Below are 12,772 nucleotides of genomic sequence, written 5' to 3'. Positions count from 1 at the left end.
CCCCAGGGCTATAATGCCGGTTCATTTCAGATTGGTACCCCCATGTCCCCCCTCGCCACCGCCCTGCAGTCCTGCGACATGCTCCTGATCGACGGCCTGCACGCCTTCGATTTCAGCTCCGACGAATCCGGCCTCACCATCGAGTGCATGGACGGCCGCCAACTCCGCCGCTGGTCCTTCACCCCCGATCAGATCACTGCTGCCGTCGCCGTGGGTGACGAGTGGCAACTCGACGATGCCAATGGCGCGCATCGACTAGTCTGTATGAGTGCCTTTCGCGCCCCGGACGATGACGAAGATGAACCGGATCTGGACGAGCCTGCTGACCGCTAGCCTGATGAGCGTGGCTATCAACGCCCATGCTGCCACCTTGCTGGTGGGCAGTTACACCGATGGCGCCAGTCAGGGCATCTATCGCTATCAGTTTGACGAAAAGACCGGCCATATCGACCCTGCGCCGCAGCAGGTAGTGAAGAGTGTCAGCCCTTCTTGGCTGGTACTGTCGGCCGATCAACGCCAGCTGTTCGCGGTCAACGAAGCCCCAAACGGCAATGTCAGCAGTTTCGGCGTCAGTGCGAAAGGCGAGATCAAGCCCCTCAGCCAGGTGCCCAGCCAAGGTGACGAGCCGACCCACGCCAGCCTCAGCCAGGACCAGCGTTATCTGTTCGTGGCCAATTACGCGGTCAAGCCCGACCCCGGCGGTAGCCTGGTGGTGGTCCCGGTGGCCAGGGACGGCAAGCTCAAGCCGGTGGTGCAGCAAGCCCGGCACAAGTCGAGCGGGGTCAACCCCGAGCGCCAGGCCAGCGCCCATGTGCATTCGCTGGTGCTGTCACCGGATGGTCGGCACCTGTATGCCAGCGACCTGGGGGCCGACAAGGTGTTCATCTACCGCTACGACGGTGCCAGCACAGACCGTCCGTTGACGCCGGCGATCCCCGCGTCGGTGGACTTGCCGCCAGGCAGCGGGCCGCGCCACCTGCTGTTCGACGCCAAGGGCCGGCACGCCTACCTGACCCTGGAGATGACCGCCGAAGTGGTGATGTTCGACGTGCAGGACGGCAACCTGGTCGAACGCCAGCGCCTGCCCCTGACCGAGCGCCAGGAAGCCGCGGCGAAGGCGGCCGGCGGCTTGCACCTGTCGGCAGACGGGCGCTTCCTGTATGTGAGCAACCGCGGCACGGCCAACGAGATCGTGGCATTCAGCGTAGGCAAGCAGGATGGCCAGCTGACGTTCCTGCAACGCCGTTCGGTGGAGGGTGATCATCCTCGCGAGTTCGCCCTCGACCCGAGTGACAACTTCCTGTTGGTGGCCAACCAGAAGAGCAACCAGATCGTGGTGATACGCCGCGATCCGCGCAGTGGCAAGCTGTTGGAGACGGTGCAGACGCTGAAGCAGGATGCACCGTCGGACCTGAAGTTCATCGAGTGATATCGAACGACGTGATAATCGATACTGCCGCAATGAATTTTTGCCTGCGGCCTCGGCGGCGTAAGTTTGACCCAAGGCCCAAACGGGCCAACGTCAAACCACCGCCGTCGAGGTCAGCCCAGATGAACTTCAATCTCTTCCCGGTCATTGCCGCATCCGCCATTTCCGCTTCGGTCGTATTGCCAGCGCATGCCCATGCCGATAGCAGCGGCAAGGCGTCCGCTACCCATAGCTACACCGAGCAGTACCTGCGCCAGAGTGCCAATTTCCATGCGGCCTTGAGTGGCAAGCACCACCACTGACTCAAGCCTGGCACGGGCCCTGTGGGAGCGGCCTTTCGCGACACAAGGCCGCTCCCACAGGGTACCGTGCAATGCTGATAGTTGTTCACTTGGCCATGACTGACCTGAACAGGTCCGAAGCCAGCCACCCCTCCAGCCAGCTCCGCACCCGCGGATAAGCTGCCTCGGCGAACCACTGCGGTTCGACCCCGGCAAACTGGCGCATCAGGGGCAGCAACGCGGCATCGACAATGCTCGGGTGAGTGGCCAGCAAGTAGGGCCGGCCCGCCAGCAGGCCTTCGAGCTCCGCCAGCCAGGCCTCGGCCTGCTGGCGGTAATGCTCGCGGGTATGCTCTGGGTAGCGCTCGGCATACTTGTACAGGTTCACCTGTGCCTTGAACGTGCTGTCGTTGCGCGCAATCAGTGTTTCAGCCTGCTGAGCCGCCACAGGGTCGGCCTGCAGCCGCCAGTCCTGCGGGTCGTTTTGCGCCAGCGCCCAGCGCATGATGTCCAGGCTTTCCTCAAGCACCTCGGCACCGGTGTCCAGTACCGGCACCGTGCCCTTGGGCGACAAGGCCAACAGTTCTGCCGGCTTGTTCTTCATCGCCACCTCGCGAATCTCCACCTCGCAGCCTGCATAGCGCAAGGCCAGGCGCGCGCGCATGGCCCAGGGGCAGCGGCGGAACGAGTAGAGGATCACCCGCACACCTCCACGTCACTCAGGCCGTTGCCTTGGCGGCGCACCTGGATCTGCACCGGGATGCGTTCGTGCATTTCCTGCACGTGGGAAATCACCGCCACCTTGCGGCCCTGGGCCTGCAAGCCGTCGAGGGCATCCATGGCCAGTTGCAGCGACTCGGGGTCGAGGCTGCCGAAGCCTTCGTCGATGAACAGCGATTCGATGCGCAGTGTGCTGGAGGCCATCGAGGCCAGGCCCAGGGCCAGGGCCAGCGACACCAGGAAGGTTTCCCCGCCCGACAGCGAGTGTACCGAGCGCAGTTCGTCGCCCATCTCGGTGTCCAGCACCAGCAGGCCGAGGGCGCTGCCGCCGCGCTTGAGGCGGTAGCGGCGGGCCAGCTGGCGCAGTTGGGCGTTGGCGTGGTGCAGCAGCAGGTCGAGGTTGTAGCCCTGGGCGATCTTGCGGAACACATCGCCCGAAGCCGAACCGATCAGGGCGTTCAGGCGAGCCCAGCGTTGCCACTGCTGATGGGCCTGCTCGATTTCCGCCGCCAGTGCCTGGTGCGCCTGTTGGCGACGCTGGTCATCGGCCTGCTGTGCACGCAATTCGGCGCATTGCTGCTCGTGGCCGGCCAGGCGTTCGCGCAGTTCGGTCAGGGCTTGTTCCAACGCGTCGACCGAGGTATCCACGGTCATTTGCGCGGCATGTTGCTGCAGGCGTTGCTCACGTTCCTGCAGCAGCACGCGGCCCTGTTCGATGGCTTTTTCGGCGCCTTGCAGGCGCTGGCGCAGTTCATTGACCTGCGTGTCATCCATGCCCAGCAGGCGATCCAGGCCAGCGTCGTCCAATTCCGGGTGTTCACCACGCCACTGGGCGATCTGGCCCTGCAACTGCTGGCATTCGGCGTCCAGCGCCTGTTGCTGCTGGGTGTTGGCCCTGAGTTCGCTGGCCAGTTGCACGCCTTGGGTGCGCAGGTCCTGCAGGCGCTGGGCAGTGTCGGCATCGAGGGCGCGGGCCTGCTCCAGCGCGGCGTCCATGTGCTGTTGCCAGGCTTCGGCGCTGGCGTGCTCGCCCAGCAGTTCGCTGAGCGAAGCCTGGGCCTGTTGGCGCTGCTCGTCGAGGGCGGCAAGCTTCTGCTGCAACTGCTGCAGGGTCTGCACGCGCACCTGTTGCTGGTCGCGCAGTTTGTCCAGCTGGGCCTGGCGGGCTTGCTGTTCTTCCTGTTCGTCCTTGCGCTGCTCCAGTTGTTGCAGGCGCTGGGCGATCTGCTGGTCCAGGGCGAGGAAGGCATTGGCCGGGTCGTCGTTCAAGGCCTTGAGGGCCTCTTCGGGCAACACGCCTGCCAGGTCGTCAAGGCTTTGCTGCAACTGCTGCTCGTCGCTGGCCAGGGCCTGGTGCTGTTGCTCCAGGTGGCGCTGGGCCTGCTGTTGCGCCTGCTGGGCGGCCTGCAGTTGCTGGTTGAGACGGGCTGCATCTTTTTGCAGGGCGAGCAGGGCGCTCTGGCGTTTCTCGTCCTGGCCGATTTCTTCGTCCAGGCGTCGCAACTGGCTGTCGAGCCAGGCACTGCGGGCCCTGTCGTCCTGCGGGGCGAGGGCAGGCCACAGGCTGTGTGCCTGCACCTGGGCCACCAGCGGTTGCAGCTGTTCGCTCAGTTGCTGCTGTTGCTGCTGGTAGTCCTTGAGCTGGGCGTTGACCACACCCAGCTGGGTGCGCAGCTCCACCAGCTTGCTGTTGAGGGTTTCGACCTGCTTCTGTGCGGCGTCCTCCTCGGCCTGGTCATGGCGACCCAGGCTTTGCAGCAGTGCTTCAGGCTGGTGGAACGGGTGCTCGGCGCTGCCGCACACCGGGCAAGGTTCGCCGTCGCGCAACTGGCCGCGCAACTCTTCGACGCTGGTGTTACGTGCCAGGCGCTGGCGTTCCAGCAACTGGCGGGTGAGGTTGAGCGCCTGCTCGGCGGCTTCCAGTTCGGCCTTGGCGGCGGTGCCTTCGGCAATCAGTTGCTGGCGTTGCTGCATGGCCTGCTGCTGACGCGCGCGCACGGCCTCCAGCTGCTGGCGCAGTTCCAGTTCACGGCCATGCAGGCGTGACAGCTCTTCCACGGCGCGCTGCTGCTTGCGGTTGTCCTGCAGCATGCCACCCAGCAAGTCGATCTGTTCTGCCAGGGCCTGGGGTTCGGCCTTGGCCTCGCGGAACAGCAACTCGAAGGCATCGCGCTCGGCCTGCAAGTGCGCATTGGCCTGGCTGGCCTGGGCCTGCAGGCCGGGCAGTTCTTCACGGCCCTTGGCCAGGCGGCCACCGATCAGCATCACCTGCTTCAGTTGTGGCAGGTAGGCGTGCCAGGCATTTGCCAGGCCCGCCAGGTGCTGGCTGTCGGCGAGCGCGGTGTCGATCTGCGCCAGTTGCTGCAGGCTGCGCTGCTGGTTGTCTTCCAGCTGCTGCAGGTGCTGCTGGCCTTCTGCGACCTGTTGCTCGGCCTGTTGGCTGGTGCTGCGCTGCGCTGCCAGTTCCTGGTCCAGGCGGGCCAGGTTGTCCTGGGCGGCAAAGGCCTGGCGCAGGCGCGGGGTGTTTTCGCTGTGTCGGGCCTGGCTATCGGCAAGCGCCTGACGCGCGGCGTCCAGTGCCTGTTCGAGCTCGCTGGTGCGTACCTGCAGTTCGGCTTGTTGATGCTGTTGCTCGGCAATCTTCGCGGCCACCGGTGCCAGTTGCTCGGTCAGTGTCTGCTGGCGGTGGAACTGGTGGCGCTGTGGGGCCAGGCGCTCCAGGCGCACGAGGTCCAGGCGCTGGTCGGCCAGTTGTTGCCAGTCCTGTTCGGCGGCCTGCAGCGCGGTGCTGGCTTCGGCGTGCTGGGCCTGCAGCTGGCGCTGCTCGTTCAGCCAGTTGCGTTGCTGTTCCAGCTGGCGTTCGCCGGCCTGGTCGGCCTTGAACTGCTGCTGCGCCTGCTCCAGGCGCTGGTCGAGTTCGGCACGGGCTTCGGCGGCCATCGGCAGCAGGTGGCTGGCACGGTCCTTCAGGGCATTATGGGCCTCGCCGGCTTCGCGGGCCTTGCTGAAGGCGCGCTGGCCCAGGCGGGTGTAGATGGCAGTGTTGGTGAGCTTTTCCAGCAGCTCGCTGCGCTCTTTGTCGTCGGCTTTGAGGAAGGCACCGAACTCGCTCTGGGCCAGCATCACCGCGCGGGTGAACTGTTCGAAATTCAGGCCCAGGCGAGCTTCGACCAGCTGCTTGTATTCGTTCTTGCCGCTGCCCAGCACCTGCTCGCTATCCAGGTCGTAGAGGCTCTGGCGGCTGTGCTGCAGCTTGCCGTTGGCCTTGTCGCGGGCGCGGTTGGCTTCCCAGCGGGCACGGTAGCGGCGGCCATCGATGCCGACGAAATCGACTTCGGCAAAGCCGCTGCCGGTGCCGCGGCGCAGCAGGTTGCGCGGGTCGGAGGTGGGGATTTCACCGTCGGCGTCCGGCACCTTGGCTTCGCGGCCAATGTCGTTCAGGCGTGGCACGGTGCCGAACAGCGCCAGGCACAGGGCATCGAGCAGGGTACTCTTGCCGGCACCGGTGGGCCCGGTGATGGCGAACAGGCCGGCGCTGGCCAGCGGCTCGGCGGTGAAGTCGATGTCGACCGGGCCGGCCAGGGATGCCAGGTTCTTCAGGCGGATGGCGAGAATCTTCATGGCTGTTCCTCTTCTTGCTGCACGTCCTGCAACAGCAGGGCGAAGTCGGCCAGCGCCTGTTCGTCGGCGGGGTTGCCATAGGCCTGCTCCCAGGCGCGGCTGAACAGGTCTTGCGGGGTCATCTGGGCCAGTTCGACAAAGGCCAGGTCATCGTCTTCTGCGTTGTTGCGGCCGGCGTATTCGGCGCTGATGCGGATCAGGCGCACGGCCTTGCCTTGCAGTGCGGTTTCGATCTGCTGGCGCAGGTCGGGTTGCGGCTCATCCAGTATCACCCGCACCTCCAGCCAGGGCTGGCGGTTGGGGTCTTCGAGCAGGTCGATCACTGGCAGCTCGGCCAACTGCTCCAGCAGTTCGCCCAGTGGTGCCGGGCCGACCCGTTGCAGGGCTACGGCGCGCGGTACCGGGCGTGGTTCGACGCTGACCAGGCCGGTGCCGTCCAGCTCCACTTCCAGCACCTGGTGCGGGTAGTTGATCTCGGCGAACGACAGCGGGATCGGCGAGCCGCTGTAGCGGATGCGTTCTTCGCGGTTGACCTTCTGCGGCTTGTGCAAGTGGCCCAGGGCGACGTAGCTGATGGCCTTGTCGAACAGCTTGGCCGGCAGTGCCTCGGCGTTGCCGATGATCAGGCTGCGCTCGGAGTCCTCCGACACTGCGCCACCGGCCATGTGCGCGTGGCTGATGGCGATCAGCGCCTGGTCCTTCTTGCGCTTCTTTTGCGCGGCGGCGATCAGTTGCTGGTGCACCTGGGTGATGCCTCGCAGGTAGTCGTCACCCAGTTGCGGGCCGGTCACCTCGGCCGGGCGCAGGAAGGGCAGGGCCAGGCACCAGGCGGCGACCTTGCCACGGCCGTTGGTCAGCGGAATCAGCAGGCGCTCGGCGTCCAGCTGGCCCTCGTCCAACCAGTGCACACGGCCAAGGGCATGGGTGCGCAGGCGGCGCATCAGTGCCGCGGGCAGCTCGATGCGCGAGCCGGAGTCGTGGTTGCCGGCGATCATTACGATGTCCAGCTTCGGCTGTTGCTCGTGGGCCTGGACGATGAAGTCGTAGAGACGTTCCTGGGCTTTGACCGGCGGGTTGACCGTGTCGAAGATATCGCCGGCGATCAGCAACGCATCCGGCTGGCGCAGGCGCAGCTGGCCGAGCAGCCAGTCGAGGAAGCAGGCATGTTCGAAGTCGCGTTCCTGGCCGTGCAGGCTTTGGCCCAGGTGCCAGTCGGAGGTATGAAACAGACGCATGGATGACCTGTTGGTGTCGAGTCGAGCAAGCGGGGCTTGGCTTGGGTGATGGGTGTTGCGCAAGGGCGGTATGGTAACCCAAGCATGGGGCCGCTGTGCGGCACATAGCTGCCCAGTGCAAACTGGGTTTGAGGTGGTGCATAGTGCATGCCTTGATTCTTTCTGCGCCAGTGAGATCGAGCGCCGCCCGCGCGGCGCTTCGCGGGACAAGCCCGCTCCCACATTTGTTGCAACGTGGCCATGTCTGTTGGGCCATGGTTATCAGCCTTGTTGGTCTGACTCAATTTCTCGGCTGGCGCTGCCGCCGCCTCACCAGTCTCAAGACATGCACCAAGGCAGGCAACCATGGCCTGACAGGTTCGGCACGTTGCAACAAATGTGGGAGCGGGCTTGTCCCGCGAAGCGCCGCGCGGGCGGCGCTCGATCTCACTGGCAACAAAGATGTCATGACAAGAGCAGGCTTGCCAAAAACCATAGAATCTCCCACAGGTATCTCACCGCTCTTGAAAGCAGTGGTGTTTCTGTGGGAGCGGGCATGCCCGCGAAGAGGCCCGCACAGGCAACCACTTACTTGGGATAGAGCGGCGGCAGGCTGCCGTTCTCGCCCGCTGGCAACAACACCTGCTCAGCCGGCGGAATCGTGCCGATTGCCCGCCACAAATCCTCACCCTGCCAATACTGGCCGCTCTCGCTATACAGCGCCCCGTTCAACCCATCCAGCGCATCCGACAACGGTACGAACCGTGCGGCCATCTCGGCCAGGGTTTCCGGCTGCTGGCGGGCCCAGGCGTCCAGCGCCTGACGGGTGGCCTGGGGGTCGTTGGCCTGGCACGCGCGCTTGAGGTCGTCCAGCAGGGTACGTGGGCTCGGCCCGGCCTGGGCGGCGCGCAGCACCGCCGGCTGCGAGCGGGCGCGCCACCACAGGGCAAAGCCCAGCACGGTGGTGAGGGCGAACACCAGGGTGGCCAGCTGCCAGGGCCACAGCAAGCTGCTGGCACTGCTGTTGTCGCCAACCGGGGTGTCGGCGCTCAGCGCCGGGTTGTCCTGCACATTCAGCGTGCGTGCCGGCAGGCTGCTGTGCTCCAGGTGGTCTTCGCGGGTGTTCCACCAGGCCACTTCCAGCGCCGGCAGGGCCAGCGTACCGCTGTGGGTCGGCACCAGGGCTTCGCGCTCTTCGCGGTTGGCGGTCATGCCGCGGTCGCTGATTTCGTTGCGCAGCAATGGCTGGTCGGGGTACCGGCGCAGGCCGGTGATTTCGGTGGCTGGCAGCGGTGGCAGCTGGGTGCTGGACAAGCCTTCGGCACGCAAGGTGATGTTGCGGGTCAGCGAGTCGCCAATCTGCACCTGCTGGTTGCCAGGGTCGGGGTTCCAGTGCTCTTCCAGGGTCAGGCTGCGGGCCGGTAGCCACGGCACGCCAGCCGGCCAGGCCGCCGGAATCGGCCGTACGGCCAGGCGTAACGGCAGCGAGCTGACCTGCACCTGGTGGCCGGCCCGGGCCGTGCCGTTGGTTTGTGGGGCTTCGTCCGGGCTGGCGGCGGCGGTAGCGGTGAAGGTCAGCGGCGGGATGTCGAGGGTGCCGCTTTGCTGGGGATACACGGCATAGCGGGTTTCGATCACGCCGTGACGGACGCCGTTGATTTCCTTTTCATAGGTGCGCGATTCACCCAGCGGTTCGACTTTGGCGTTCTCCAGTTGCAGCGGGCTGAGGCTGCTGTCGTCGTACAGTGCCACCGAATGGTAGATGCGCAGGGTGAGTACGGCCTGGGCCTGGACGTAGACCTCGTTGCTGTCGAGCGTGGCTTCGATGAACACCTGCGAGGCGCTGTCCTGGCGGCTGGCGTCGGCCTGCAGCACTTGCAGTTCGATGGCCTGGCTGTGCGACTGGCCCAGTTGCAACTCGGGGATACGCAGGCTGCCACTGCGCCGTGGCAGCAGGGTGATGATCCAGCGGGTGCTGGCGCGGGTTTCGCCGTCGAGGCTGTGCAGGCTGTTCAGCTGGCGCGTGCCGCGCACTTCGAAGTCACCCTCCAGCGCGCGCAGGTCGGGCTTGCCGAACTGGGTGACGTCCTGGCTTTCCAGGGTCAGCTCCAGGCTTTCGCCAGCTTCCAGGCGGGTACGGTCAACGCTGGCCTGCAGCACTGGTTCGGCCTGGGCCAGCACGGCCCAGAGCAGGCTGAGGAGAAAGACGCCGAAGCGACTCATCGTGGGGTTTCCTGATGCAATTGCTGTTCATACCAGAATTTGCGCCGCAGCAGCTCCGCCGGGTTGTCGGGGATCTCCCGCAGCCATTGTTCCAGGGCCTGGCGCTGTTCGGCATCGAGGCTGGTCGATACCGGGCGCTGCGGCGGCTGGATGACGCTGTCATCCGCGCCGGCCTGGTTGCCGGGTGCTACCTGGCTGTTGCTGCTGCCTTCGCCGGGCTGCTCGGCGCTGGGTTGTTCGTCGTTGCCGGGCGTGCCCTGGGCTGGGCTGTTGGCCGAGCTGCTGTTGCCTTCGGTTTCGCTGCCGGGCGTGCCTTGCGCATCGCTGCTGGCCGGTTGCTCCTCGGCCTTGGCCTCGCGCTGTTGCAGCAGTTGCTGCACCAGCGCCTGGTTGTCCAGCGCCGCCTGCAGGTCGGGTTGGCGTTCCAGAGCTTGTTCGTAGGCGTCCAGGGCGGCTTCCAGTTCACCGCTGCGGGCCAGGGCATTGCCTCGATTGTAGTGGGCGGCGGCCGTGTCGCCTTGGGAAAAGGCTTCGGCGGCACCGCTATAGTCGCCCGCCTGGTACAGGGCCATGCCGCGCCATTGCGGGTCCTGGAACTGGCGCGCGGCGCTGGCTGGGCGGTTTTGCTCCAGCAGGCGCTGACCTTGCTGGTCGGGGCGCAGCCACAGGTCGTTGAATTCGAAGGCCTGGCTGGGCTGGGGCAGGGCCAGCAGCAGTGGCAGGCAGAACAGCCAGCCGCGTCGGCCGGCACAGGCGGCCAGCAGCAACAGCGGCAGCAGCAGCCAGTAACCCTGGTCGGCCCAGCTGTCCAGTTGCAGGGTCCGGCCGTCGTTGCGCCCGGTGCGCGGGTTGTCGAACAGGCCCAGGCCACGCAGGTCGAGGTCGTCGATACGGGCATGCCGGTAGCGCCCGCCCGTGCCGCTGATGAAGCCCTTGAGGCTGGCGCTGTCCAGGCGCGGCAACAGGATGCCGCCCTGGTCGTCCTTGAGGTACTCGCCGTTGGCCTGGCGCACCGGTGCGCCTTCGCGGCTGCCGATGCCCAGCATCAGCAGGCTCGGGCCCTGGCGGCCGAGGGCCTGGGCGATGCCTTGGCGCTCCGGGGCGCTGAGCGACGAGCCGATCAGCAGCAGGCGGCCCTGGCCCAGGCCGCTCTGGGCCAGCAGGGCCAGGCCTTTTTGCACGGCCAGGTCGGCCCGCTGGCCGGGTTTGGGCATGATCGACGGGTCGATCGCCTCGAGCAGGTTGCGGCTGGTAGCCAGGTCGTCGGACAGCGGCACCAGGGTGTGCGCGGAGCCGGCATAGACCACCAGCGCGGTCTGACTGTCACGACGGTGTTCCAGCAGGTCGAGGATTTTGCGCCGCGCCTGCTCCAGGCGGTTGGGCGGGCTGTCCTCGGCGAGCATCTGTGGGGTCAGTTCGAGGAGGATCACCAGCGGGTCGGCCGGGCGCTGGCGGTTTTCTTCCACGCGCTGCCAACTGGGCCCGAGCAGGGCCAGGATCACCAGCATCCAGGCCAGGCCCAGCGCTACCCACGGCAGTTTGCTGGTGCTGCCGCTGCCACCGCCTAGCAGTACGCCATGGAACGCCGGCGGCAGAATCATCTGCCAGCGCCCGGCGCGCTTGCGCCGGTGCCACAGTTTGTACAGCAGCCAGCCGAGCAGGGGCACGGCCAGCAGCCATAGCGGGCGCAACCATTGGGGCCACAGTTCGATCATCGCCGCCTCCTCAGGCGCAGGCGCTTCAGGCGCTGGCGCCATTCCGGGTGCGGTTGCAGGAAGCGTGGTTTGCGCAGCAGGCGCTGCAGCAGGTTATCGGGCCATTGCACGGCCACCACCAACAGCACGCTCAGCAGCAGGGCCAGGGCCAGGGGCCAGGCATAAAGGGCCTTGGCCGTGCGCGCCTGGGTCGGTTGCTGGGCCACTGGCTCAAGCTGGTCGAGGGTGTCGCCGATGGCGTCCAGTTCGGCGCCGTCATGGGCGCGGAAGTAGGTACCGTGGGTGATGTCGGCAATTTCCTTGAGCGAGGCTTCGTCCAGGTCCAGGCTCGGGTTCAGGCCGAGCAGGCCAGGGGTGCCACTGGCCTCGGGGTTGGCGCCGATGCCGATGGTGTAGATGCGCACGTCTTCCTGGGCGGCCAGACGGGCAGCGGTCAAGGGGTGGATCTGCCCGCCGTTATTGGCGCCATCGGTGATCAGTACCAGCACCCGGCTTTGTGCCGGGCGTTGGCGCAGGCGCTTGACCGCCAGGCCAATGGCGTCGCCGATGGCGGTGTTCTTGCCGGCGATGCCGATCTGCGCTTCGTCGAGGAAGGTGCGCACGGTGCGCCGGTCGAAGGTGAGCGGGGCCTGCAGGTAGGCCTGGCTGCCGAACAGGATGAGACCCACGCGGTCGCCTTCGCGGTTCTGCAGAAAGTCGCCGAGCAGCGCCTTGACCAGGTCGAGGCGGCTGATGTCTTCGTTCTGCCACTGCATGTCGGGGAAGTCCATCGACCCGGACACATCCACCGCCACCAGCAGGTCGCGGCCGCTGGCAGCCACTGGCACCGGGTCGCCCAGCCATTGCGGGCGGGCGGCCGCGCACAGCAGCAACAGCCAGATGACGACAAAGGGTGCCTGTTGGCGCCAGGTCGGCAGGTTGAGCCGCGCGCGGCGCCCGGCCAGGCCTTCCAGTTCGTTGAGGAAGCCCACCTTGAGTACCGGTTCGCCGCTGTCGGCGGCCGGCAGCACCAGGCGCGCCAGCCACGGCAGCGGCACCAGCGCGAAGACCCACGGCCAGGCCAGTTCAAACATGCTTGCGAATCCAGATTTCGACGGCTTGGCTGAGCCCGGCGATGGCCTTGTCGTCGAGCTTGCACTCGGGTTTGTAGGCGCCTTCGACCAGCACCATCCAGCGGGTCAGGCCAGCGGCCGGGCAGCGGTTGTCGAGAAACGCCAGCCACTGGCGACCGTTGAGCGTATGGCTGTTGGCGCCCGGGTAGTGGCTGCGGCACAGGCGCTTGAGCAGGGCGTTGATCTGTTGCAGCCAAGCCCCGGCCGGGGCGCCGTCGTAGGGGCGTGGCAGGCGGGCGAGCTCGGCCAGCGCTTCCACGCGTACCGGGTCCAATGGTTGTTCGGCACGCACGATGCGGCGTTTGCCCGGGCGCCAGCGGCGCACCCGCCACAGGCCCCAGGCCAGCAGCGGCAGTACGGCCAGCAGCAGCCACCAGCCGGGTGCCGGTGGCCACAGGCCGATCGGTGCGGGGGCGATCAACGGCTGCAGTTGGTCAAGCGGGTTCATTGGCCGTTG

At 66.6% G+C, this 12,772-nt stretch carries 10 protein-coding genes; 3 read left to right on the top strand and 7 right to left on the bottom strand.

Annotation, left to right across the window (positions count from 1 at the left end):
* Nucleotides 1-42 precede the first annotated feature (42 nt).
* The 3 genes from CAY82_RS17745 (at nucleotide 43) to CAY82_RS17735 (ending at nucleotide 1,731) form a co-directional block, all read left to right on the top strand.
* The gene (locus tag CAY82_RS17745; RefSeq protein WP_087502400.1) at nucleotides 43-333 is read left to right on the top strand and encodes a DUF5629 family protein; all 291 of its coding nucleotides are present in this window, start codon (nucleotides 43-45) and stop codon (nucleotides 331-333) included.
* Nucleotides 299-1,429 (top strand): lactonase family protein, encoded by a 1,131-nt coding sequence (locus CAY82_RS17740; RefSeq protein ID WP_087502399.1) that lies wholly within the window; start codon nucleotides 299-301, stop codon nucleotides 1,427-1,429. Before CAY82_RS17745 ends, CAY82_RS17740 begins: the two co-directional genes overlap by 35 nt.
* Before the next feature lie 122 nt (nucleotides 1,430-1,551).
* Nucleotides 1,552-1,731 (top strand): hypothetical protein, encoded by a 180-nt coding sequence (locus CAY82_RS17735; protein ID WP_087502398.1) that lies wholly within the window; start codon nucleotides 1,552-1,554, stop codon nucleotides 1,729-1,731.
* Between the two features lie 85 nt (nucleotides 1,732-1,816).
* Here CAY82_RS17735 and CAY82_RS17730 read toward each other — a convergent pair whose 3' ends face one another.
* The 7 genes from CAY82_RS17730 to CAY82_RS17700 form a co-directional block, all read right to left on the bottom strand.
* The gene (locus CAY82_RS17730; protein WP_087502397.1) at nucleotides 1,817-2,410 is read right to left on the bottom strand and encodes a glutathione S-transferase; all 594 of its coding nucleotides are present in this window, start codon (nucleotides 2,408-2,410) and stop codon (nucleotides 1,817-1,819) included.
* The gene (locus CAY82_RS17725; RefSeq protein ID WP_087502396.1) at nucleotides 2,407-6,051 is read right to left on the bottom strand and encodes an AAA family ATPase; all 3,645 of its coding nucleotides are present in this window, start codon (nucleotides 6,049-6,051) and stop codon (nucleotides 2,407-2,409) included. The genes CAY82_RS17730 and CAY82_RS17725 overlap by 4 nt, the downstream gene beginning before the upstream one ends.
* On the bottom strand, nucleotides 6,048-7,286 hold the full coding sequence (locus CAY82_RS17720) for an exonuclease SbcCD subunit D C-terminal domain-containing protein (protein WP_087502395.1): 1,239 nt from the start codon (nucleotides 7,284-7,286) through the stop codon (nucleotides 6,048-6,050). Before CAY82_RS17720 ends, CAY82_RS17725 begins: the two co-directional genes overlap by 4 nt.
* 567 nt (nucleotides 7,287-7,853) lie before the next feature.
* Complete coding sequence (locus CAY82_RS17715) at nucleotides 7,854-9,488, bottom strand: BatD family protein (protein WP_087502394.1); 1,635 nt, start codon at nucleotides 9,486-9,488, stop codon at nucleotides 7,854-7,856.
* Nucleotides 9,485-11,203, bottom strand: coding sequence for a tetratricopeptide repeat protein (locus CAY82_RS17710; protein WP_087502393.1), 1,719 nt, complete (start codon nucleotides 11,201-11,203; stop codon nucleotides 9,485-9,487). The genes CAY82_RS17715 and CAY82_RS17710 overlap by 4 nt, the downstream gene beginning before the upstream one ends.
* Complete coding sequence (locus CAY82_RS17705) at nucleotides 11,200-12,276, bottom strand: VWA domain-containing protein (protein WP_087502392.1); 1,077 nt, start codon at nucleotides 12,274-12,276, stop codon at nucleotides 11,200-11,202. The genes CAY82_RS17710 and CAY82_RS17705 overlap by 4 nt, the downstream gene beginning before the upstream one ends.
* Nucleotides 12,269-12,763 (bottom strand): DUF4381 domain-containing protein, encoded by a 495-nt coding sequence (locus CAY82_RS17700; RefSeq protein ID WP_087502391.1) that lies wholly within the window; start codon nucleotides 12,761-12,763, stop codon nucleotides 12,269-12,271. The genes CAY82_RS17705 and CAY82_RS17700 overlap by 8 nt, the downstream gene beginning before the upstream one ends.
* Between the last annotated feature and the right edge of the window lie 9 nt (nucleotides 12,764-12,772).

The sequence above is a fragment of the Pseudomonas sp. SID14000 genome (genome assembly GCF_002165135.1).
In the GTDB taxonomy this organism is placed as follows: Bacteria; Pseudomonadota; Gammaproteobacteria; order Pseudomonadales; family Pseudomonadaceae; genus Aquipseudomonas.
This window is presented reverse-complemented; position numbering and strand designations above follow the sequence as displayed.